Source organism: Deltaproteobacteria bacterium (assembly GCA_026388545.1).
Taxonomy (GTDB): domain Bacteria; phylum Desulfobacterota; class Syntrophia; order Syntrophales; family UBA2185; genus JAPLJS01.
On record JAPLJS010000119.1, the window covers coordinates 1 to 21982 of the forward strand.

Annotated in this window: 22 protein-coding genes and 1 pseudogene; 16 read left to right on the plus strand and 7 right to left on the minus strand. The window is 47.4% G+C overall.

Features of this window, described 5'->3' with window-relative positions; translation table 11 throughout:
- A partial coding sequence (locus NTW12_15160) for a hypothetical protein (protein MCX5847670.1) occupies positions 1-250 on the plus strand: 250 nt, incomplete at its 5' end.
- A 12-nt stretch (positions 251-262) separates the two neighbouring features.
- On the opposite strand, the gene NTW12_15165 is transcribed toward NTW12_15160, so the two are convergent.
- Entirely contained in the window at positions 263-508 is a 246-nt protein-coding gene (locus tag NTW12_15165) for a hypothetical protein (protein ID MCX5847671.1), read from the minus strand.
- Positions 509-769: 261 nt separating this feature from the next.
- On the opposite strand from NTW12_15165, the gene NTW12_15170 reads away from it, so the two are divergent.
- From NTW12_15170 to NTW12_15225, 12 genes and pseudogenes are all read left to right on the plus strand, one after another.
- Complete coding sequence (locus tag NTW12_15170) at positions 770-2050, plus strand: AAA family ATPase (GenBank protein ID MCX5847672.1); 1281 nt, start codon at positions 770-772, stop codon at positions 2048-2050.
- 45 nt (positions 2051-2095) lie between these two features.
- Positions 2096-2893, plus strand: a complete 798-nt coding sequence (locus NTW12_15175) for a DUF4435 domain-containing protein (GenBank protein MCX5847673.1) — start codon at positions 2096-2098, stop codon at positions 2891-2893.
- Positions 2894-3166: 273 nt separating this feature from the next.
- A complete protein-coding gene (locus NTW12_15180; GenBank protein MCX5847674.1) occupies positions 3167-3520 on the plus strand; it encodes a type II toxin-antitoxin system RelE/ParE family toxin in 354 nt (117 codons plus the stop codon).
- Positions 3517-3792, plus strand: coding sequence for a helix-turn-helix transcriptional regulator (locus NTW12_15185; GenBank protein MCX5847675.1), 276 nt, complete (start codon positions 3517-3519; stop codon positions 3790-3792). The genes NTW12_15180 and NTW12_15185 overlap by 4 nt, the downstream gene beginning before the upstream one ends.
- A gap of 416 nt (positions 3793-4208) precedes the next feature.
- Positions 4209-4478: a type II toxin-antitoxin system prevent-host-death family antitoxin gene (locus NTW12_15190; GenBank protein MCX5847676.1), complete on the plus strand. Its 270-nt coding sequence runs from the start codon at positions 4209-4211 to the stop codon at positions 4476-4478.
- On the plus strand, positions 4468-4773 hold the full coding sequence (locus tag NTW12_15195) for a type II toxin-antitoxin system RelE/ParE family toxin (protein ID MCX5847677.1): 306 nt from the start codon (positions 4468-4470) through the stop codon (positions 4771-4773). Before NTW12_15190 ends, NTW12_15195 begins: the two co-directional genes overlap by 11 nt.
- Positions 4774-4992: 219 nt before the next feature.
- Positions 4993-9606, plus strand: coding sequence for a DUF6079 family protein (locus NTW12_15200; GenBank protein MCX5847678.1), 4614 nt, complete (start codon positions 4993-4995; stop codon positions 9604-9606).
- A 21-nt stretch (positions 9607-9627) separates the two neighbouring features.
- Complete coding sequence (locus NTW12_15205) at positions 9628-10389, plus strand: SEC-C domain-containing protein (protein ID MCX5847679.1); 762 nt, start codon at positions 9628-9630, stop codon at positions 10387-10389.
- A gap of 130 nt (positions 10390-10519) precedes the next feature.
- A pseudogene (gene recQ, locus NTW12_15210) lies at positions 10520-12688 on the plus strand (DNA helicase RecQ).
- A gap of 737 nt (positions 12689-13425) precedes the next feature.
- Positions 13426-14028 carry a DUF488 domain-containing protein gene (locus tag NTW12_15215; protein ID MCX5847680.1) on the plus strand — a complete coding sequence of 201 codons (603 nt, stop codon included), beginning with the start codon at positions 13426-13428 and terminating at the stop codon, positions 14026-14028.
- On the plus strand, positions 14015-14458 hold the full coding sequence (locus NTW12_15220; GenBank protein ID MCX5847681.1) for a DUF488 domain-containing protein: 444 nt from the start codon (positions 14015-14017) through the stop codon (positions 14456-14458). The genes NTW12_15215 and NTW12_15220 overlap by 14 nt, the downstream gene beginning before the upstream one ends.
- Positions 14459-14470: 12 nt before the next feature.
- Entirely contained in the window at positions 14471-15106 is a 636-nt protein-coding gene (locus NTW12_15225; protein ID MCX5847682.1) for an SOS response-associated peptidase, read from the plus strand.
- Here NTW12_15225 and NTW12_15230 read toward each other — a convergent pair.
- Positions 15103-16071 (minus strand): MBL fold metallo-hydrolase, encoded by a 969-nt coding sequence (locus NTW12_15230; GenBank protein MCX5847683.1) that lies wholly within the window; start codon positions 16069-16071, stop codon positions 15103-15105. The genes NTW12_15225 and NTW12_15230 overlap by 4 nt on opposite strands.
- 111 nt (positions 16072-16182) lie before the next feature.
- Between NTW12_15230 and NTW12_15235 the strand changes: the two genes are divergently transcribed.
- The 3 genes from NTW12_15235 to NTW12_15245 all read left to right on the plus strand — a co-directional run bounded on the left by NTW12_15235 (position 16183) and on the right by NTW12_15245 (position 18650).
- Entirely contained in the window at positions 16183-16737 is a 555-nt protein-coding gene (locus tag NTW12_15235; GenBank protein ID MCX5847684.1) for an LOG family protein, read from the plus strand.
- Between the two features lie 11 nt (positions 16738-16748).
- The gene (locus tag NTW12_15240) at positions 16749-18017 is read left to right on the plus strand and encodes a M48 family metallopeptidase (protein MCX5847685.1); all 1269 of its coding nucleotides are present in this window, start codon (positions 16749-16751) and stop codon (positions 18015-18017) included.
- A 141-nt stretch (positions 18018-18158) separates the two neighbouring features.
- Positions 18159-18650: a zinc ribbon domain-containing protein gene (locus NTW12_15245; GenBank protein MCX5847686.1), complete on the plus strand. Its 492-nt coding sequence runs from the start codon at positions 18159-18161 to the stop codon at positions 18648-18650.
- Here the strand turns inward: NTW12_15245 and NTW12_15250 are convergent, their stop codons facing one another.
- The 5 genes from NTW12_15250 to NTW12_15270 form a co-directional block, all read right to left on the minus strand.
- Positions 18651-19265, minus strand: coding sequence for an HAD family hydrolase (locus tag NTW12_15250; GenBank protein MCX5847687.1), 615 nt, complete (start codon positions 19263-19265; stop codon positions 18651-18653).
- 164 nt (positions 19266-19429) lie between these two features.
- On the minus strand, positions 19430-19993 hold the full coding sequence (locus tag NTW12_15255; GenBank protein ID MCX5847688.1) for a hypothetical protein: 564 nt from the start codon (positions 19991-19993) through the stop codon (positions 19430-19432).
- A 241-nt stretch (positions 19994-20234) separates the two neighbouring features.
- Positions 20235-20504 (minus strand): hypothetical protein, encoded by a 270-nt coding sequence (locus tag NTW12_15260; GenBank protein MCX5847689.1) that lies wholly within the window; start codon positions 20502-20504, stop codon positions 20235-20237.
- A gap of 47 nt (positions 20505-20551) precedes the next feature.
- Positions 20552-20740, minus strand: a complete 189-nt coding sequence (locus NTW12_15265) for a hypothetical protein (GenBank protein MCX5847690.1) — start codon at positions 20738-20740, stop codon at positions 20552-20554.
- A gap of 17 nt (positions 20741-20757) precedes the next feature.
- Positions 20758-21315, minus strand: a complete 558-nt coding sequence (locus tag NTW12_15270; GenBank protein MCX5847691.1) for a hypothetical protein — start codon at positions 21313-21315, stop codon at positions 20758-20760.
- Positions 21316-21982 lie beyond the last annotated feature (667 nt).

Sequence of the window (21982 nt, forward strand, 5' to 3'; positions counted from 1 at the left end):
GAAGGCAAATTACCGAACAAGAGTGGTTTTAAGTATTTATCTTGCGGATGTAAAGAAGGCCTCCATTATTCATACCTACACGGTAAAGGGCGATTCATCGCGCGAGGACGTAAATCTTACTGATGAAGATCTCAGAAAACACCTGACTGTGGAGATCAATAACGCCGTCACGGATGCCATTGAAAAACTCATAGATCCCAAGGCCATTAACCGTAATATCATGGGGGTCGCCACGGATAAGAAACCTTGATCCGTGTGGCATTTACCAGGCTTTTGCTGTATGGTAGAAGCTGCGCACCAGCGGCCCCGCTTCAACATGTCGAAACCCCATTTTCAGGGCAGACTCTTTCAGGGAAGCAAATTCGTCCGGATGGTAGTATTTAATCACCGGATAATAGTCCCGGGTAGGCTGTTGATACTGCCCGATTGTTATGTGATCGCAGCCCGCCTCCAGAAGATATTCCAGAAGTTGCCTGATCTCCGTCATTTCCTCTCCGAAATCTACCATTAATGGTCATTATTTTCTTTCTGAAAGCGAGATATCCATCCCGTCTTTAGATATTCACGCTTTCATCCGGTAATCATTTGTTTTTTCACATCAAGTATGGTATGAACTCTTTCAGTAAATAAAGGCACTGTGTTCTGAAGTTTATTCAAGAATTATATGGGTAATGCAACTCCATTTAAAAAATTGATGTAGCATTGCTTTATTGATGTGTCATTGTCTAAATTATATCACCACTGTAAAGGAGATAACATGCAACTGCAAATGTTCGAAGTGCTAGGGCTCTTTGCGAAGTACGATTACAAGATCGCATTTCCTACCGCGACCGAGCACGAAGATACTGCTTCTCTTATTATCCTCTACGGTCTAAACGGAGTCGGGAAGACCACGCTTCTCGCAATGATTAGTGGACTCGTGCAACTCGATTTTGATCCCTTCAGGGCAGTCCCGTTTAAATCTGCACGGCTCACGTTTAGTGATAACTCGTTTATCTCTGTTGTTCCTCAAACAACCAAGCTCAAAGATAAAGAAAAGATTGTATTGAAAGTGACGTTCGACGACAATATTGTCGAGCTTCACATCAGAGCGAAGGGTTCATTCGATGTGCAACTACAAACATTAGTCGATGAATTCCGGGAAAGATACTTTGAACATATAAAGGACGTATCTGTCGATTTCATAAGCATTGATCGACTGCGCAGTAATGCGAAAGAGATTCGACAACAGCAAACCACGCATATGATTGCTCAGGAGAGGCCAGCCTCGCGCGATGAAATTGTTCAACCATACATCAATGTGCCCAGATTTGCGCAGCCAGAACCACACTATGATCGATCCATTTCGAGGCGAATCAAGCGCTTCATGAGTGAAGCACAACTTGAGCACGGGCGCTTCTTTTCAATAGGACAGCCTGATCTCTTTACAAAGATCATAGAAAGAGTCACGCACCCAAGAGGTGAAGAGTTCCCCGCAGCTGAATTGCTGCAGCGCCTAGAGGGGATTCGTAAAAGCGATGAAATTGCGGATAGGTTCCAATTGTCTCGGGAACGCTGGGATTATCCCCAGCTCAGGGACATCCTATCCCAACCGAAACGATCCAAGTCGAAGCAACACGTCCTGCCCATAATTGGTTCCTACGTAGAGGTCCTGGAATCTCGCGCCCAGGAACGGGACTTGCTAGCGCAGCGATTGAGTACATTCGAGGAAGTTGTGAATGACTTCCTTCTCGACAAGAAAATCCAAGTAGATGTTCGAGAAGGCCTGACGATCTACACAGAGAATCAGAGCAAGTTGAATGAACTACAGTTGAGTTCTGGGGAGTACCACCTCTTGTATTTGCTTTCCTCCGCTATGACCACGCGCCGAAGAGGAACAGTCATTGCGGTAGACGAACCGGAAATGTCAATGCATATTGCGTGGCAGCGCAAGCTGTTACCCGCAATGCTGCGATGCGCGTCCATGGCACAGCCGCAACTCATTGTTGCGACACACTCACCGGAAATCGCAGGAAGCTATCCTGATCAGTGTTTAAATCTCGGAGTATGACAAGTGCTGCGACGAACAATCACTTCCTTGATTGCGGCGTACAGAATGGACGACCAGCGACATGAACTTTTCGTAGAGGGAGAGAGCGACCGCATTCTGCTGGAATGGCTTGCTCGTGACACAATAAACCCGGATGTGCGCATTCTGGAGCTGGACAAATACGTCGAAGTCGACGTACATGAAGGAGGGGCAAAAGGTCGTATTCTAATTGTGGCCGCCAACCTACAGGACCGAACAACAAGGGCACGCTTCTTCGTCGATGCCGATTATGATATCCTGCTTGGACGAGCTATTCCGGCAAATGTTTGGATCACAGACCGAAAGGACATTGAAGGTTATCTTGCGGAGATCACGGTAATGAAAAAAGCGATATATCTTGGTCTACAGCGAGAAGCCCTCAATCCTTGGGAAGTGCTCAGCAATGTTATTGTGATGTGTCGAGATGTTGGCTTACTCAGGATTGTCTCTCAGCGAGACTGTATGGACCTACCTTTTCAACGCACCCCTGCCGCGAAATACGTGCGTAAGAAACTGGGAAAGATTGTCTTTGAGTTTCCTTCCTTCTTGAAAGCGCTACTCCATAACGCCAAGATTTCGTTGGAAAAATTGTCGTTCATAGAGGCCGCGCATTCGCAGATCCGAGATGAACTCGAAGAAGTTGACGATCTACGCATCATACACGGAAAGGACTTTCTGGGGATTAGCGAAGCTTACGTATGCAAATTGGGACTAGAGGCCAATCAGTTTGCACGGATGCTATGGTCGGCTTTTGATGAATCAATCACGGCACGCGCCCCAAATCTTCATAAGGTTTTGCAGTTCATCAAAAACCCTCACGCTTAGTGGGTTCAGGCGATGCGCTATCAGGGCTACTACAGCAACTTCATATGCTACAGTTCTTATGGTAATCCTCACCTCAATTACAAACTGGAAGATGGATAATTCGGATAATTCGGGGGACATAACACTTATATTCGAAGCGTGGAATTAAATGTTATGTCCCCCGCATAACCCCCGAATAACCAAATTCAACGGTCCGATTTTATGCTCGGCTGCCTCCTACACTTTTTGTTGACACGGATTGACAAATGTTAACGCGCATGTTAACTTGTAGCCATGATTAGAAAGATCATCCTTTATAAGACCATGGAAGGTCGATGTCCTGTTCAGGAGTTTCTTGATTCCTTAACCGGCAAAGTAGCACAGAAGATCATCTGGGTGTTGCGTCTATTGGAGGATCTAGAAACTGTACCATCAACATACTTTAAAAAACTGACCGGAACAGATATCTGGGAATGCAGGATTCAGTATGGAACGAACAGTTATAGAATATTCTGTTTCTTTGATAGACATTCCGTAATTGTTCTTACCCATGGTTTTATGAAAAAGACTCAGAAAACACCGAAGCAGGAAATAGAAAGAGCCGAATTTTATAGGAAAGAATTTTTAAGCAGGAGGGAAAAGAAATGAGTGACTTGAAGAAATATATAGCTGATAGAAAAAAGAAAGACAAAGAATTCGCTAATGGTTTTGACGAAGGTTATGAGCAGTTCAAGATCGGGATCGTTCTTCGTCAAGCGCGTGAATCTGCTGGTTTGACCCAGGAGGATCTGGCAAATCGTCTGAAGACTAAGAAAACGGCCATCTCAAGGATTGAAAACCATGCAGAAGATATAAAGCTGTCAACATTGGATCGGGTGGCGAAGGCACTGGGAAAGCGATTACATGTTCATATTGCGTAGGCTTACCTGCCTTATGGCAAGTCGCATTCAAACTTTTACTCATGACATATGGTCATTGCGGTGAACTGAAACCATGAGCGTAGCGAGAGGAAAAGTGAAGCAATCTCATTAGATTGCCGCGTCGCTGCCCCTTCGCGTTGCTCAGGGCTTCGGCTCACCCTCGCAATGACTACTCATTTTTGCCGTCCGCTATGATAAAACCAGCCTTGCTAAAGTCCGCTGTCCCAACGGTCCGATTTTGCAGAAATCGGGGTCAGCCACCAATTACCAGACATTCTTTTAATTAGTGGCAGCTGCCCCTAATACTCAAAAAGCGCTTACGTTGTGTTATCGGAACTGTGTCGCAAATTCGTTCTTTATTTTATCAATATTAGGTGATACATTATTTTCCAAAAGCTTTTTTTAATGGAGGAACCATGCCAATCATAAAACCCATATCGAGCCTGCGTAATCAAACACGTGCCATTGCCGCTTTGTGCCATGAACAGGACGAACCAGTTTTTCTGACCACGAACGGTGAGGGTGATCTCGTCGTTATGAGCATCGAACATTATGATAGACTCAATGCCAAAGTAGAGCTTTTCGGAAAGCTTGCCGTTGCTCAAGCTCAAGCTGCAGCGGGTGAAAAGGGACTTACCCATTCTCAAGTAATCAAGAAACTCAGGCAGAGTTTGCATGGCAAATAAGTACGTTCTCCGTTATCTTCCAGTCGCTGTTGATGATCTTACATCAATCTTCGACTGGATCGCAAATGACAGCCCAGCTAATGCAGCAGTCTTTATTGATAAACTTGACCAACGCATTGGCAACCTTCAAACGCATCCACTTCTTGGCCACATACCAAGAGATGACAAGCTCAAAAATTCCGGCTATCGTGTTCTTGTTATCGAATCCTACCTTGTATTCTATATCGTCCGCGAAAAAACCGTTGAAATCCATCGTGTAATTCACGGCTCACGCAATTTAGAAGACATACTATAAGCTTTTGATTTTCCCACTTGGGCAAAGCCGTTATGCAGGTCGCCCCCGTATCAAGCGTGTCCTCGCGGAGGCGGGGATACGGGGCAGGCTGCGTCGAGTTAATGGTTTGATATGATTTGAAAGCAGCCTTTTAATATGGTATGTTCGCATTTATATTAATATCTTGACTGTCCGACCCGAGGCGAAACGCCTTTACGGATTACTGAAGAAGGAGCGACGATGGCAGAAAAACTACGCGACATTATAGACATCCCCGACATCAAACCGGTCATCGAGCTGGACGACGCGGACACGATCCCCGATGCCATCACGTCTTCCTTTGTCCTGACGCGGGAAGTGGAAGAAGGACTCAGGGTCATCCTCGCACGGGTCAATGCACGAAGGGGGTGCGGCGTCTTTCTCAAGGGCAACTACGGGAGCGGCAAGTCCCACTTTCTCTCTTACCTCTTCCTCCTGCTGAAGGAGGGAAGAACACCCCTCCTTGCCGACTTCCCGGAAATAAATGCGGGGAATATCAACCCCGTGAAGATTTCCCTCGTGAAATACCCCGCCTCGCTGCCGCTGGAGCGCATCGTCTTAGATAGTTGCGGCTATCAGGGCGGCGGCGCCAACCGGCAGGAGCAGTTCCGGGAGATCGTCGACCGACCGACGGTTATCCTGATCGACGAGCTTTCGGAATTCCTGAGGGCAAAACCCGCCGCGTCGGCGTTTTATGAAGACATCCGGTTCCTTCAGTTCCTGGGCGAGTTTTCCTTCCACCACCCTCTGTGGGTGATCGCCTCCCTCCAGGAATGGATCGAGGAGACGGGACACATCTCGTCGAACATCTTCAACCGGATCAAGGATCGCTATCCCGTGCGGGTGAACCTCTCCTCCTCCCATATCGAGGACATTATCGACCAGCGGATCGTGATCAAAAAGGAAGGCGCCGAGTCCGTCATCAGAAATATCTTTGACGAACTGAAACACTACTACCCGGCGCTTCATCTCCGCTATGAAGATTTCCGCAAGACATACCCCCTGCACCCCTTCACGGCCCGGTACCTCTCCGGGCTGACCCCTGTCTTTTCCCAGCACCGGGGGGTTATCCAGTTCGTTTTTTCGGAAGTGAAAAAGGCCTTTGACGATCCCCCCTCCACCCTCATCACGCCGGAGGCCATCTTCGACCATTTCGAGGAGCGCATCCGCGAGATTCCCGAGTATTCGCCCCTGGCGCGGGTCATTTATGACTACTACCGGGGGAATATCGGCATGATCCTCTCCCAGCCTGTACAGCAGGAGACCGCCCTGGCCGTGATCAAGATACTGGCGCTTACCGAGATATCTCCCTTCGAAAAGAGAAAGAACGCCAAAGAGATTGCCGAACTCCTCCTGAAGAAAGTAAGCACCCTGACCTCGCAGATCAACTACGACTACATCAAAAGCGGCATCCTCGATCCCCTCGTAGCGCACCAGATGTACGTCAACCGCGAGGGAGAGCATTATTTCCTCGACACCACGATAGATGAAGGAATCAGGGCACGGGGGAAGATCAAGGCGGTCCGTGAGCGATTTGCCGACAGGAATGTCCTGTTTTCCGAGATATGCAGCCTTATCGCTTTACCCTATCTCCCCCTCAGGGATATCAGGGAAGGAAAGAGATACCGCTTTACCTGGCAAAACAGCCCACGGGAATGCGTCGTCCTGACCGCCTCTCCGCTCTCGCTCCAGCGGGAAGAAATGGAAAATATGATCGAGGGGATACAGAAACGGATCGACGGGTTTCTCGTCATCCTCTCGCCCTTTGCGGAGAATATCGGGAGCGACGCCTGGAAAGACGCCAATGCCTCGCCCTTCCTTGCCGCTGTTGTTTTCTGGGTCCCAAGATTGCCGAATGACGAAGAGACGGCCTTCATCGAAGAATTTATTGCCAAAAAAATGCTGGCGGGGGAATTTCCCGCGCTCGGAGGCGACCTGCGCCGGGACGAGGCGGAATTCCGGGAGACCATCACCCGTCTATACTTCGACGGCGAGGTTATCTACGGGTCGGGAAAACGTGTGGACAACATCAGGGATATCGGCTATCTGCCAATAGAACGTTTGCTCTCCCATCTTTTCGACTACAGCCTTTCCGAGCTGTTCCCCAACCACACCCGGATCATGCCGCGGGTGGATTATATCTCTTCCCAGCATCTGCACGCCCTTTTCCAGGACTTCATCAGGCAGGGGAGGATCACCATCGAAGAGGCGGAGAAAAAGGGACTCGTCACGTATATCAACGCCCTGCCGGAACCCCTCGGGATCGTTGCCAAAAGGGGCAGCAGTTTTCTTGTCTCCCTCGATCCCGCCAATGAACTTGTTTCGCATATCCTGACCCTTTCCTCCCGTGCGGAAGGCGTCGCCTATATCCGGGCTGCCTTGAAAAAGGGAAAGTGGGGAATGACGGACGACCAGATCAACCTCGCCCTGGCGGCGTTCATCACTTCCGGGCATCTCATCCCTTATGGCCGTGACGAGATGGTTGAACTCAAGGAACTATCGCAGCTTACCAGCGGTGAGATCTCCAAACTGAAGCCGGGCAAGACACTGCCTGCGGAACTTCTCGCCTATATCCCCGCCGGCAGGTTTATCTGGGGAGAGGTAGAGGACATCCCGACACCCATCACCCAGAAACTGATGTGGAAGCTCTCGACGGATCTGGTGCGCCGGGGCAGGCGCCTGCTGGATGACATCAACGTCCTCATTAACAAATACAAAGATTACTCTCTCTTCAAGAAGGCGGCACTCGACAGCTCTCTCCTCAACCGTCTGTCCATGTTCTTCCACTCCCTTACCCTGTCGCAGCCGCCCGCGGAAGGGTTGGAACGCTTCCTCTCCTACCTCAAGGAGATACCTGCCATGGAAGGCGAACTCGATTATGTCGAGCGGCTCTCGCTGTTCCTTTCCGAACAGTTCCAACTCCTCAATAAATACTGGCTCTATCTGATCCACCCCGCCCTGAAACTGCCCCCGGACCTCCGGGGAAAACGGGATGTCCTTGTCTTGCACATTGAGGATTTCCTTCGGGCCTACACCGGCGACTTTGACGGCATCAAAGAGCAATGGGAGGTTTTCTTCGACGAATATACACGGGCATACAAGGAGAGCCACGAAAAGTATTACAGCGCCGCTGTGTTTGCACAGAGGAAGGCCGTCGATGAGCTGCCCGAGGCAAAGGCCCTGAAACGAATTGCAACGCTCGTCGGCTCGGTAACCTTCCCCGGGGAGTGGTGGGAATTGAAGAGGGAAATTGACCGCCTGCCGGAGGCGTGCCGCCATGACCTGAACAGCGAACTCTTTCTCAATCCTGCATGCGGATGCGGATTCACGATCGGCGATACGCCGCCGGAGCTCGAAGCCGACTTTACCGGGTTATGCCGGAAGGGGCTCCGCAACTTTCTCGCAGCCCTCAAGACCGCCGAAAACAGGGAAAAGCTCGATTCCTTTGCGTTGAGTTTATATGACGCCGGAAGGCAGGACATTGCCGTACGGTTTACATCGCTGATCAATCTCGATGCGGGAAAGGTCAATATATCCCTCATGCTCCCCCTTCTGACGGACGAAGTTCTCACCGCGATAGAGAAGGCATTGAAAGGCCGATGGAAGGTCAGGGAGCTGGACATCGCCGATTTTACTGGCAAGGTAAAAGGCAAGCGTTTCCGGCATGAAGAGATCAAGAGGCTCTTTCTCGGCTGGATCGGAGACGATGAAGACAGCATCATCCATATACGGGAAGAACACAATGAGGCAACTGCTGCCCTGAAGGAGGGACTTTGCCGGTATGGGGCACAGGGAGAAGCGCTCTTCCGCTCTCTGATGGAAGGCGAGCACCACCCGCGGACGTACGAGGATATGGAAGAGGCGCTGAAGAAAGAAGGCGGTTTCCCTTCCCTCGACGGTATCCGCTGGGGATCTTATAACGACGATGAACTCCTCGATTTTCTCAAGAAGGAGCGTATCGGGCCATTGAAAAAACAGATCCGGAAAGAAGTGTTCCAGCGGCTCTCCGGCAAGATCATTTCTGCTGCCTTCATTACATCGGTGGAAGACAAGCCGCTTGCGGAACTGCTCTCCATCGCCAGGATCTTCGCTGAACGCGAAAGGTACAGGGGCGTCGAGGTCTTCACCAGGGTCATCGCCCCCCTCACCTGCCGTATAGTGGCGCTGCGTTATGAAAATATCGACGAAGTTCTTATCGAGGGAGCGGGCATCGACGCCCTGGAAAGGAACTGCCGTGATCTCCTTGCAGGTTACGAAAAGCGGCCCGACCGGTTTGCCGGCTCGCTGGACATCGCTGCCGTCAGTGAACGGATGAAGGGCGTTGTCGCTGTCATGGACGGACTGCGTTATGACCTCTGGCTGATCCTCAAAGAAGTTTTGGAAAACGAAGGCAGGAAACTCAGGGAGCATCCCTTTGTCATTTCGGCGCCGACTTCTACGTCACACTTCCGTAAACTCCTGGGTATCGAGGAAGAGGGAGAAAGTGACGGGCGGATCGCCCTCCTGAAATGGTCGGAGCGTGGTTTCCCTACACGGGAGTTCAATCGCGTTCTCAAAGGAAGCGCGGAGACAAAGGTCCTCCATTTCAATTTTATCGACACCAAGGTCCACAACTCCACCCTGGACATCTATCCCCTCTACCTGAATATCAAAAGCGAATTTATTCATGGAATCGTGCCGATCCTGAAAAGCCTGCCGCGCTTCATCCTCATCGCAGACCACGGCTTTATCGATACGGGAAGGATGAAAGAGAGATACACCCATGGCGGAAACACCGTCTGGGAGACGGTGCTGCCGTTTGTGGAGGTAGAATAATACCAAAGATAGGAAAAAAGAATGTCCAAAATACGCAGAAATGATCCGTGTCCGTGCGGAAGCGGCATGAAGTATAAGAAATGCTGTATGCCAGCATACAATGAAGACCTTGAAGAACAACATTCTGCACCGAGAAGGGAAGAACAAGACGATGACTATATTCCGATTGGAGAAGTAGTTGATTATGGCAACCCGTTAATTGACGAAGCGTTTTTTGCCCGTAATGAAGTGCATGAGATTTCCGCTCCAAGATTGCTATATTCCTGTTTACTCCATCCTGAAATTGAGGGGATAGCAACCAAAGTGACCCGACAATTTATTGATAGGGGCAAGGAAGAATTAAAACGCATTGAAAGAGCAAAGGGCGCAGAAACGCTTATTGGGATAATGAGAAACAAGCCTGACCCGATTAACCATACGCCGCTAATTGACAGGCTCGTAGAGGAAAAGGCACAAGCCGTGCCGCTGATTCTACAAGAACTTAAGAAGCCTCAAAATGATTCGTTCGTTGAGCTTGCGGTTAGGATATTACTCATGTCTGAAACAAACTATTCTAAAGAAATTATAGATATTATCAATTCAGGCAATAACAGAAAGGCTTATGCAATTTCAATACTGTGCGTTCTGCTCGGTTTTTATGACAATGAATATTCCGAAAAACTATTGTGGAATTATTATCACTACATGAAGTTCAAATACACTAATGATACCTATTCAGACGGTCCGTTATTAGGATTGAGTGAAATACGGGAAAGAAGAAAGGGAAAGGCTTCTCTTCACTAATTCGGAGGAGGGTATGAATATTTTTAAGAGGGGGAATGTGCCAGTTTTATTTAAGAATGCCCGAACAAATCCAGGAAACTTCGTGTACGTGAAGGTTGCAGAATAAGGAATTCTAAGTGATTGAAAGAGCATGAGTGACAAGATCAGTCAGGCGAAGTCCATCCTCAAGAACGTTTTCGGCTATGACACCTTCTGGCCCCTGCAGGAAGAGATAATTTCTCATATCCTGGAGAAAAAAGATGCCCTGGTTATTATGCCCACGGGGGGCGGAAAATCCATCTGTTATCAGATTCCGGCGCTCATGTTTGAAGGCTTGACCGTTGTGGTTTCGCCGCTGATCTCCCTCATGAAAGACCAGGTGGACCAGCTTAAGGAATGCGGCGTTCCGGCGGTCTTCCTGAACAGCACTTTAAGCATTGAGCAATACCGGAGTCATGTGGAACGTCTCAAGAAAAATGCCGTCAGGCTGCTTTACCTGGCGCCGGAGGCACTGCTGGCAACAAGAACCCTGGCCCTGCTGTCGTCATTGAAGGTCGATTGCTTTGCCATTGATGAAGCTCATTGCATTTCCGAGTGGGGTCACGATTTCCGCCCGGAATACCGGCAACTCTCGGAGCTTCGATCAATCTTTCCAAATACAGCATGTATAGCCCTTACCGCTACTGCTACACCGCGGGTACGGGAGGATATCAAACAATCTTTGCAAATCGCTGTGTCTAATGAATTTATCGGCAGCTTCAATCGCCCGAACCTCTTCCTGGAAGTGGCCCCGAAAACGGCGCCCCTCGAGCAAACTCTTGAATTTTTAAAACACTATCAGAATGAATCCGGCATCATCTATTGTTTCTCACGCCAGCAGACGGACGACATCTCAGCCGCTCTTCATCGGAAGGGCTACTCCGTCAGGCCCTATCATGCGGGTCTATCGGAAAAGGAACGCACGCAAAACCAGGAGCTTTTTATCCGGGATGACATCCAGATCATCGTAGCGACGATCGCCTTCGGAATGGGAATCAACAAGTCGAATGTCCGTTTCGTTGTCCATCACGACCTGCCAAAGAACCTGGAATCATATTATCAGGAGATCGGGCGGGCCGGGCGGGATGGTCTGCCCGCCCACTGCCTCCTGCTGTTCGGCTACGGGGATATTCAAAAGATCAAATACTTTATTCAACAAAAAAATGAACAGGAACAGAGAGTCGCCAATATCCTGCTCAGCACCCTCCTGGGATTTGCCGAGACAGACCTGTGCCGACGCGTCCCTTTATTGAATTATTTCGGTGAAAACTGTGTTCTTGAAAATTGCGGGATGTGCGACAATTGCCGGTTTGAGCAAAAGGATTTGGTCGACATCACCATTCCTGCCCAGATGTTTCTTTCCTGCGTCAAACGAACCGGCGAGCGATTCGGCGCAGGCCATATCGTTGATGTCTTACGGGGTTCCAAATCCCAAAAGATTTTAAAATTCGCACATGAGAAATTGTCTACGTACGGGATAGGAACGATATATTCGGCAAAACAATGGCGCCACTTGTTCCGCCAATTTATCCAGAAGGGTCTGATCATGCACGAGGTGGAGCACGGGACATTGAAGCTCACCAAAAAGGCGTGGGATGTTCTGAGCGGGAAAGAGACATTCATGGGGCAGTTGGAAGAAGGGGGCGTTAATCTCAGAAAACGTGAAGAAGATCAAGGGCAATATGACACCATCCTTTTTGAAATGCTCAGGAAAAAGCGAAAGGAAATAGCCGATCGGGCAAATCTCCCCCCCTTTACGATTTTCCATGACCGGACACTGAAAGAGATGACCACACGCATGCCCAGAACACGGGGTGAATTGGTGGGAATCTATGGGATCGGAGCGGCAAAACTGGAAAAGTACGGCGATATCTTCATAGAAATAATCAGAAATTACTGTGAAACCCATCGAATCCCGGAACAAGCCAAAGCGTCTGAAAGAATCCCGCCGCCCGTCCCCGCGCCGCCCCGGAGCAACCGTGTTCGGCGGCACAGTCACATTGGAGAGGCTTATCATCAGGGCAGATCCATTGAGCAACTGATGGCGGAGTTCAATATTAAACAAAGCACAGTTCTTGATAATCTTTATCAATACTGTCAGGAAGGCTATCCCCTCGCAGGGGATGCGTTTTTGATGCTTTCTCAACTGACGACGAATCAACAGCAGAGGGTATTTGCATTCTTTGATCACCTGGGGACAGACAGATTGAAACCTGTATTTGACGAATTGCAGGGGGAGATCGACTACGACGAAATCAAGATTCTGCGCCTGTCCTATCTATGCCGGAAGGGTTCTCAGAAGATGGAGCATAAAACCTTTGTGTGTCTGGCGACATCCAGGAAGCAAGGCGGTTATTGCGTTGCAGGCAAGGAGTGGTCAAATGATGCCATCGGTCCGTGGATTCGTCCTGTCAGTGAAGAAGCAACCGGAGAGCTCTCCATCCATGATATTCGACTGAATAACGGAGGCATCCTTCACTTGCTCGATATAGTTCAAGTTCCAGTCACAAGACAGGCTTTCCATCATTATCAGAAAGAAAATGTCCTGACGGCTCAAGGGTGGGAGTGGAAGGGAAAATGTCCTGCAGCAGCGATTTCAGGATTGTGTGATGACGTTGCATCGCTATGGATGAACAGCTGTCACAGTGCAAATGGATTGAATGACCGAATTCCGGAGGAAATCGTTACAAAAGAAGTTGCTTCATCATTGTATTTTATAAAACCGCAAGATATTTCCATAGATGTTTCCGAAGAGTTTGACGGAAGAAAAAAAGTGCGTGGGAGATTCATATATAAAAATGTATCTTATTTACTTGCGGTTACTGATCCTGATATAGAAAGAAAGTATATCTTGAACAGTGTCGGTCAATATCCCCTTCCAACAGGGGATTTATATTTGACAATTAGCCTGGGTGAACCCTTCAACGGCTTTTGTTACAAACTGATAGCCGGGATTGTTGCCCGGTGAGATCCGTGGTATTGAATACCATCAACAACCTGATGTAAGGTAATTATATGTTGGAATTATTCACGATTGGACATTCGATTCACCCCATCAAGAGATTCATTGAACTGCTGACCATGCACGGCATTACTGCCCTGTGTGACGTCCGTTCAAGTCCTTACAGCCGTTTCACACCACAGTTCAACCGGGAAGCCCTGAAGGATGAATTGGCGAAGCATCACATTGCTTACATCTACCTGGGGTCAGAGCTGGGGCCTCGAAGCTCTGACCAAAACTGTTACAAAAATGGCAAGGTTCAGTATGACCTTCTGGCAAGGACAGACCTCTTCCAGCAGGGGCTTAGCCGTTTGCGCAAAGGGATGACAACTTATCGCATTGCTCTTATGTGTGCCGAAAAAGACCCCATTGTCTGTCACCGGATGATCCTAATCTGCCGGCATTTGCGTGCTGGTGGTATTCTCATCGGGCATATTCTGGAGGATAGTACTATCGAGGACAATCGGGATGCAGAAACAAGACTCCTGGAACTCTTGAAGATTTCACCAGAAGATCTTTTTTCCACTACGGCAGAGCAGATCGCCCGTGCATACGACCTCCAAGGCGAAAAGATCGCCTACATGCTACAAGAAGAACAGGGGAATCATGACTCATATTAAAATATTTACAATCGGCTTCACGAAGAAGACGGCAGAGGATTTCTTCACACGTCTGATACATTCAGGAGTTAAGCGGGTGATAGACATACGGCTCAACAACGTCTCCCAACTGGCTGGCTTTGCAAAGCGGGACGACCTTCGGTTTTTTCTCCGGGCTATCGGCGGGATCGATTATGTCCACCGCCTGGATCTGGCACCGACGCAGGAGTTGCTTTCTGCTTTTAAGAAAAACAAAGGTGACTGGTCTCTTTACGAAAGGGACTTTTTAGCACTGCTGTCGGCAAGAAAAGTCGAAGAGATAATAACCCCGGACCTTCTGCAAGAGGCATGTCTCTTGTGCAGTGAGGAAAAGCCCTTGCAATGCCATCGGAGGCTCGTTGCCGAATATCTTCGCGAGAAGTGGACAAACGTTAAAATCATCCACCTTTGAAAAGGGGAGATTATGTGCGGTCGGTTTGTTCTCATCAGCGATTTGTCTATTATAACAGAAGCATTTAATATTCAGGAAATCGCCTGTGATTACAGGCCGAGCACCGATATCCTGCCCAGTCATACCATTGCAGCCGTAATCCATGACGGCGTAAACCGACTCGTACAATTCCGGTGGGGATTGATTCCTTCCTGGGCAAAAGACCCATCCATCGGAAGCAGGCTGATCAATGCACGCGCGGAGACCCTGTCGGAAAAACCGAGTTTCAGAAACGCCTTTAAAAAACGCCGGTGCCTGATCATCGCCGACGGTTTTTACGAATCGTTGAAAGAGGGAAAGAAAAAGACCCCCATCTATTTCCGCCTTAAATCGGGGAGGCCTTTCGGCTTTGCCGGTCTCTACGAAATGTGGACATCGCAGGAGGGGCAACCTGTTAACACCTGTACGATCATCACCACAGAACCCAATGACCTGATCCAGCCCATCCATAACCGGATGCCCGTCATCGTGTCAAAGGAGAAAGAGTCCCTCTGGATTGACCCCACCGTTCAAAATCAGATGCCTCTGTCATCGGTACTGCAAACATACCCCTCCGCGGAAATGGAAGCCGTTTCCTTAGCCTCACCGGCAGACTTCCCCATGCGTTAAATGACCGCATACACAAGAAGTTTTTCTGTATTTACCTCTTTAATAAGACCCTCTTCCCTCAACTCAATAAGGTGTGCGTACGTTTCATTGACGGCCAAAAACTGATCGAATTCAGGCAAATTTTCCCCAAAGATGTCCAGAGAGACCTGAAAAGATGTCTTCTGGCCCCCTTTCACAGAATCAAACACGAGATTTTTTCTTTCCTGATGGTGTTCATTCATTTCTTCTACCCGCGCCTTTAAATTCGGAAAGGGTTCACCGTGGGACGGATACACCTTCACCACAGGGAGGTTTTCAACTTTTGTCAATGAATCCAGAAAGCTCTTGAGAGGGCGAAAATCCGGATTGTAGGGATCAGGACTGAGATTAGGGGTGATATGCGGCAAGATGTGATCTCCGGACAGGAGGATTCCCTCTTTTCGGAAGAAAAAGCACACCTGACCGCTGGTATGCCCGGGTACCGGTATAACCTCAAATTCTCTATCGCCGACCGTCCGGCGCTCATAATCTACCAGGCATGTATCAACCCGAAAGGGAAGCGTCGCCTTTCTGAAAAAAACGAGGAGTTCCACCAGGGCATCGATGGATTTTTCTGTGAGCCCCTGCCGGCGGTAGAACATTTTGATTTGATTAATATCGATGCCGCTTTCCTGATCGCTGTGTATTCGCCGCCTGTCTATCTCCGACATAGCGATGACGGCTCCTGATAGCTCCTTGATTTTTCCTGCTATACCGCAATGATCCGTATGAAAATGGGTAATGAATATCTGATCGATATCACGAATGGTCTTACCGATGGATTTCAGAGACCCTTCAAGCTTTGAAAAGGCTTCGGGTGTGTTTACCCCCGTATCGAACAGCGCCACTTTGCCATTATGAACAAGGGCAAAAATATGAACATGCTTAAGGCGAAAAGGCATGGGCAGGGTAATCATATAAAAATTGTCAGCAATTTTTTCAACCATCTTCGGTAGTTCCTCCTTCGAGGAGCAATCTCACCATGTTTTGCACGTCCTGTCAACGCAGAGGTTTATATTTCTCTTGTGGTCATTGACTCTATTTGCTAAAGGAAGTCGATGCTAAAAATTTCAGTTACAAGAAAACCTTTTATTATCGGGGTGATGGGAAGTCACAATGACGAATCGCCCGCGGTCATGGAAGATGCCCGGCGTCTGGGAGAGGCCATTGCGAGGCGGGGTTACGTTTTGCTGACCGGCGGCGGGCCGGGTGTCATGAAAGCGGCCTGTGAAGGCGCATATACGGCCGGCGGCCTCGTTATCGGCATTCTCCCCAACGACAAACAGCATCCCCTTGAAAGATACCCCAATGAATTTGTCGATATCCCGATTTATACGGGAATGTTCGATGCACGAAACGTCATCAATGCCAAGACGCCGCATGTACTGGTGGCGCTGAGAGGCGGCCCCGGGACATTGTCCGAAATAGCCCTTGCCCTTCGCAGCGGTACGCCCGTAATCGGCCTCAACGCCCCGGCATTTACAATTCCCGGAGAGCATGACTTCATTGCCGTCAATTCCGTTGAGGAAGTTCTCCAGGAAATTGAAAAAATGCTGGAAAAACTGACAAATGTCCGGCGAGACGCCCGATCTACTGATAAGGAAAGAATGTAAGTTTATAATCTATGGTACAATGGAATATCCTGTTAATTGTATTTCTCGTTCTTTTCGCAGCCGGCTCCCTATCCCGATGGCTGTTAACATACATCAATGTCGGTTATCTTCGCCTCCATGGCCGCGATGTTCCTGAAGTTTTCCAGGGAGAGATCGACGAGGCCACTCTGTCACGGATGAGCGACTATACGGCGGATTCTTCACGGTTTGGGTCTATCGAACACTTCTTTGATGATATGGTTACTCTTATAATTCTGCTGAGCGGTTTCCTCCCCTTACTCGTTGTTCTGATACTCTCATGGAACCTCAATTTTATCCTTTCCGGCTTGATTTTCTTTGGGATTCTTTCCCTGATAAGCAGTGTCCTGGATATCCCTTTCAGTCTCTACAGTACCTTCGTGATCGAGAAAAAATACGGATTCAGCACGATCACAATCAAACTGTGGATTACCGATCTTATCAAAAGTCTTCTGATATCCATGATACTGATGGGGATACTTTTAGGCGCCATGCTCGCCCTTATCCACTATGCCGAACGTTCCTGGTGGTTCTGGGTATGGGTTGTCTTCTCTGCTTTCCAACTGCTCATGGTGTGGCTCTATCCCGTTCTGATCGCCCCCCTGTTCAATAAGTTTGAACCGGTACAGAATGAGGAGTTGAAAGATGCCATCATTGCTCTGATGGAAAAAGTAGGGCTGAAAACCGAAGGGGTTTTCCAGTTAGATGCGGGCAAACGAAGTAAACACACGAACGCATATTTTACCGGTCTGGGGAAAACGAAGCGCATCGTTCTTTATGATACCCTGCTTTCATCTCATTCATCCGATGAGATCCTGTCCGTTCTGGCCCATGAAGCGGGACACTGGAAAAAGAAACACATCATGAAGCAACTGGTTTTTACGGAAGCCGCTTCCCTTGGAGTCTTCTATCTGATCTATCGCCTCATGGACTGGCCTCTTCTCTATGAAACATTCGGTTTTGCTGAGAAGTTTCCCTATGTCGGCCTCCTGCTGATTGCCGCACTTTTTGGTACGGTATCCTTTTTTCTGACACCGATAGGTGCAATGGTTATGAGAAGATTTGAACGGGAAGCGGATGACTATTGTTTTAATCTCGTCGGCACCGCAAAACCCATGACCGAAGCGTTAAAGCGCCTGGCGAAAGATAATCTCGCCAATCTGCACCCGCACCCCTTTTATGCATGGTTTTACTATTCACATCCCCCCCTTGCGGAGCGAATTGCCCGTCTTCAGCAGATGGAAGATAAAAAAGCATCTTGATTTTTTGGGCTGGTTGATTAAACTAAACCCCATAAAGATTGACTCTCCCGCCTCTTTTTCCCTTCTCCGGCGGGAGGGTGTACGGACCGGGTGCTTGAGGGAGGGGAGAAAATATTTGATGATAAAAAGTGAGGAACGGTAATGCCAATCTACGAATTTTACTGCCAAAAATGCAATACGATTTACAGCTTCTTTTCCAGAACCGTCAACACCGAAAAGACCCCTAATTGTCCGAAATGTAAAAGGGTTAAATTAAAGCGTCAGATGTCGATTTTCGCCAGGGTTTCCCGGGGAAAAGACGAGGCAGCCGATGAGGGCATGCCTCCTTTTGATGAAGCGAAAATGGAAAAAGCGATGGCAATGCTTGCCGGCGAAGCGGATAAAATCAATGAAGACGACCCCCGCCAGGCCGCCATGCTGATGAGGAAGCTCTCCGACGCGACGGGAATGAATCTGGGGCCGGGGATGGAAGAGGCCTTGAGCCGTATGGAAAGAGGGGAAGACCCCGAAAAAATCGAACAGGAGATGGGGGATTTGCTGGAAGGGGAAGACCCCTTTGTCTTTGGGGTGAAGCCAATAAAGGGAAGCAGAAAACCAAAACCGCGGGTTGATGAAACCCTGTACGACTTGTAGTCAAATCTTCAACAAATCATCCGGAGTTTCAATGAGATAATCAGGGTTGATCGTCTCCAGTTTCTCTTTTGAGTGCCAGCCCCAGGTTATGGCAACTGCTTTTACACCTGCCATGCGGGCCTCTTTAATATCTCCAATAGTATCTCCGACATAGTAGGTTCTGTCCTTTTCCTTCCGGAAAAGATTCATGGCGTGAAGAATCTTTTCCTCCTTGCTGTAACCGAAATCGGCCCCCAGAATCTTTTTAAAGCAGCCGTTGAATCCATACTTTGAAAGAATAACATGAATGACCCTCGATACATTGGAGGAAATAACCGCCAGGATGTTATCCTTCTTAAGTTCGGCAAGAACCGGAAATAGTGGAGTAAAGAGGACCATCTGATCATAATCGTCCTTTGTGGGAATGGACTTTGACGCATTCATGAATGCCGCCAGATCGATGCCCTTTTTCACAATGCCCTCATAAAAATTATCTTCAAACAGCTCCAGGAAATCATCCCGGCTCTGAACAATAGGGGTCCCAATTTTTTCCAGGCAGAGTTTTACCCTCCGTTCATAAACATCCAGGGAATCGACCAGGACACCATCAAAATCAAAAAGAAACAATTTCTGCATTGTTATTCCAGATGATTTGCCCAAATAGCGAGGAAGTCGCAAGGGAGAAACGGTACATCACTCCCATTTCCGGGCGATGAGTACCACTCATAGTACCTATGGTCAACCTTTTTATCCTGAGAGTAATTGTGTCGAGACCATTGAGGAGAGAGGGAAGGCATGACCTATTTGTTGATAATGTATTGTCGAAAATCTTTTTCAAAAATGGCCGCCTTATCTTTTAACATGTGATACTCTTTTAGGCCGAATTTGAATTGACCTGTATGTACCATTCCGATCCTCTCGCAATACTTCTCGGCATCCTCTATTGCATAAAGAAAAAATTCTCCATCCAAAGAAAAAGAGAAGCTCGTTTTAATTGTGAAATAAACGAGTCCGGATCCAATTCGCCTCATCTTACCGGCGGTAGCATAATAATTCCAGGGAGCCGTGGCAAAAAAATCAAGGTACAGCTTATTTTGATTCCGCAGGGACAATAAACCATCCAATCGTATGCCGGTATAAGCTGCGTAGCAGGTGTAATCGAATCCTAAATTGATTGACATATGGATTATTCTATCCCATTCGAAAATGCGATAGTGGAAATTTTTGTCTTTTTCTTTGACAATTTTTTTATCGACGTACGTGTCCCATGTCAGGCTGAAATCGTTAATGGCATTCGAATTTGCACTCCTTATTTCCGTTTCACATTCAACCTTTTTAATGCTGTCGTAGGAAATAAATTTCACGTTATAAAAACCCCTTTGCCTTATCGCTATCATGCCTGCAAAGATACATCTATCCAATATGACTGCCCTGATTTCTTAGCACAGATTGGATTCATGAGAAAATAAAATTGATGGCGATCTTATCATCGGAGATAAGAGAATACAGGCAAGATATCAACGGAACCACCGAGGCAAGAATGAGGGGAGGGATATTAATTAAAGAGGTCCAAGTCACTGAATATTGGGTAACTATAGGGATAATTTAACAATTAATTCTTTCAATGAGAATGTTGCCTTCAGGTAAACGCAAGAGCGCATCTAAAATCTGCTGGCATATAAGCCCTCCATCGGTGTCCACGTGCAGAAACATTTGATAACCTTCCGGTGTCCGTGAATGACTTGAGAGCTTCGATGAAATCCCATTATTTGCCAGCTTGACGGTTTCTTCAATATGGCACAGTTGTGCCGTCTTAATTTTGATGGTTCGCGCTTTGATATAACTTTTGCGACTGATGACATTTATTCCGGTCATAAAAAACTCCCTAATATGAAATCTCATAAAGTCAGAGTATTAGTAGTTCAGCCTTTCGCATGACCCTGAAAGTATATGGACAGGGCGGCGAGTATTGAATACTCAAGCTTCTCCAATGGCAATGTGTCTGATTTGCCTTTAAAATATTTCGACAGACTGGAGTTAATGATTTCCGCATCACTATAAGGATTCCTTACCTTTGGACACGCAGTTACTTCATTATCGCTTTTCTTCATAAGGATTTTCACCTTTCTCAACAAACAAAACTTTCATTATAAATTAAGGGATTGCTGAAATAGTTTCCTTCCTGCCGCTTTTCTTCTTCTCTTTTTTTATCCGGGATATGTGGCTGCAATAACTGTAAGACCGGACTTGGCGCAATGGGGTGAAGGGATATGTTGATCTTTTTTGCCAAATCTGGATTGAGAGTGTCATCAATCTTGGTATTGAGTTTCTGGAAAATAGTTTCTATCGATAACTCATCGACAGAAACCATTTCTGTAAAGATGGCACCTATGATTTCACCATGCTCGTACCATCCCCTGATATCTGTATCTCTTGAAGAGGAAGCAAGGACGTCCTTTAGTTTTTCAAGCGTGCATCCGTTGCGCTGTCCGTTATCCAGTCCCGAGAGGTCAAGAAGCATGAGGAGGAAGGGCTTCTTGGAGCGCTCCGCTCTTTTCCGCTCGATTCGGAGCATGTGGTGGAAGTGGGAACTACTGTAAAACATTTGATCACCATTCATAGACGTTTTCCATGGCTTCAAGAAGAAGCCGGATAACTTTCCGCCATTTAATCCGGGTGTTTTCATAATTTTTGTAAACTCCGTTTTAGCGATTACTGGATTCGTTTATATGGTTTGACCTTAGTAAATGAGAGACTGCGTGAAACTTGAATGCTAGTTTTAACGAATTAAAAATATATTTCAAGAGTAAAAGATTTTTACGAATAAAGGTATTTTACAGTAGTGAAAAAATCGAAAATAAATAACGAAACGAGATTGTTCCGAACGGTCTGATAGCTAAAAATGAGCCATAAAGATTTACTGAATTTTGGATATTAATTTTATTGAGTCATAGCGTTAGAAACATTGCATAAAAAGCACATTCCTCGATGCATGGAAGAATTTTAGTGCTGTTTTAATTGACATATTTAATGAAAAGTATAGTTCAATGCTTTGTTTTTATAGAGTTTAGTCATCCACCAATGCCTATGCTGGCTTCACCATAACCAGTGTAAAGATTTGTAATTGAGTTTGAGAATGCTCCAAAAAACGAACCGAAAGAGTAAATAAATTGTTTCTTAAAGGATCCGGAAATAGTTATACACGGTATAGATTTATTTGACTGCCGGATTAATGGTATTTTCAGCCTGATTCAATGTGAGGAAATAGCATGATTATTGAAAAATTTTCGGTAAAAGCTCAGGATTTCATTGAAAGCGCCTGTCGGCTCGCTGTGAAAAGAGATAACGAGTAT

Excerpts from the sequence above, each read along its gene's own strand:
- NTW12_15235 (MCX5847684.1), top strand. The coding sequence starts at position 16,183 with ATGCTAAAAATTTCAGTTACAAGAAAACCTTTTATTATCGGGGTGATG.
- NTW12_15200 (MCX5847678.1), top strand. The coding sequence starts at position 4,993 with ATGGCAGAAAAACTACGCGACATTATAGACATCCCCGACATCAAACCG.
- NTW12_15170 (MCX5847672.1), top strand. The coding sequence starts at position 770 with ATGTTCGAAGTGCTAGGGCTCTTTGCGAAGTACGATTACAAGATCGCA.
- NTW12_15165 (MCX5847671.1), bottom strand. The coding sequence starts at position 508 with ATGGTAGATTTCGGAGAGGAAATGACGGAGATCAGGCAACTTCTGGAA.
- NTW12_15265 (MCX5847690.1), bottom strand. The coding sequence starts at position 20,740 with ATGAAGAAAAGCGATAATGAAGTAACTGCGTGTCCAAAGGTAAGGAAT.
- NTW12_15270 (MCX5847691.1), bottom strand. The coding sequence starts at position 21,315 with ATGAAAACACCCGGATTAAATGGCGGAAAGTTATCCGGCTTCTTCTTG.
- NTW12_15175 (MCX5847673.1), top strand. The coding sequence starts at position 2,096 with ATGGACGACCAGCGACATGAACTTTTCGTAGAGGGAGAGAGCGACCGC.
- NTW12_15185 (MCX5847675.1), top strand. The coding sequence starts at position 3,517 with ATGAGTGACTTGAAGAAATATATAGCTGATAGAAAAAAGAAAGACAAA.
- NTW12_15195 (MCX5847677.1), top strand. The coding sequence starts at position 4,468 with ATGGCAAATAAGTACGTTCTCCGTTATCTTCCAGTCGCTGTTGATGAT.
- NTW12_15260 (MCX5847689.1), bottom strand. The coding sequence starts at position 20,504 with ATGACCGGAATAAATGTCATCAGTCGCAAAAGTTATATCAAAGCGCGA.
- NTW12_15245 (MCX5847686.1), top strand. The coding sequence starts at position 18,159 with ATGCCAATCTACGAATTTTACTGCCAAAAATGCAATACGATTTACAGC.
- NTW12_15225 (MCX5847682.1), top strand. The coding sequence starts at position 14,471 with ATGTGCGGTCGGTTTGTTCTCATCAGCGATTTGTCTATTATAACAGAA.
- NTW12_15180 (MCX5847674.1), top strand. The coding sequence starts at position 3,167 with ATGATTAGAAAGATCATCCTTTATAAGACCATGGAAGGTCGATGTCCT.
- NTW12_15190 (MCX5847676.1), top strand. The coding sequence starts at position 4,209 with ATGCCAATCATAAAACCCATATCGAGCCTGCGTAATCAAACACGTGCC.
- NTW12_15250 (MCX5847687.1), bottom strand. The coding sequence starts at position 19,265 with ATGCAGAAATTGTTTCTTTTTGATTTTGATGGTGTCCTGGTCGATTCC.
- NTW12_15230 (MCX5847683.1), bottom strand. The coding sequence starts at position 16,071 with ATGGTTGAAAAAATTGCTGACAATTTTTATATGATTACCCTGCCCATG.
- NTW12_15205 (MCX5847679.1), top strand. The coding sequence starts at position 9,628 with ATGTCCAAAATACGCAGAAATGATCCGTGTCCGTGCGGAAGCGGCATG.
- NTW12_15240 (MCX5847685.1), top strand. The coding sequence starts at position 16,749 with ATGGTACAATGGAATATCCTGTTAATTGTATTTCTCGTTCTTTTCGCA.
- NTW12_15220 (MCX5847681.1), top strand. The coding sequence starts at position 14,015 with ATGACTCATATTAAAATATTTACAATCGGCTTCACGAAGAAGACGGCA.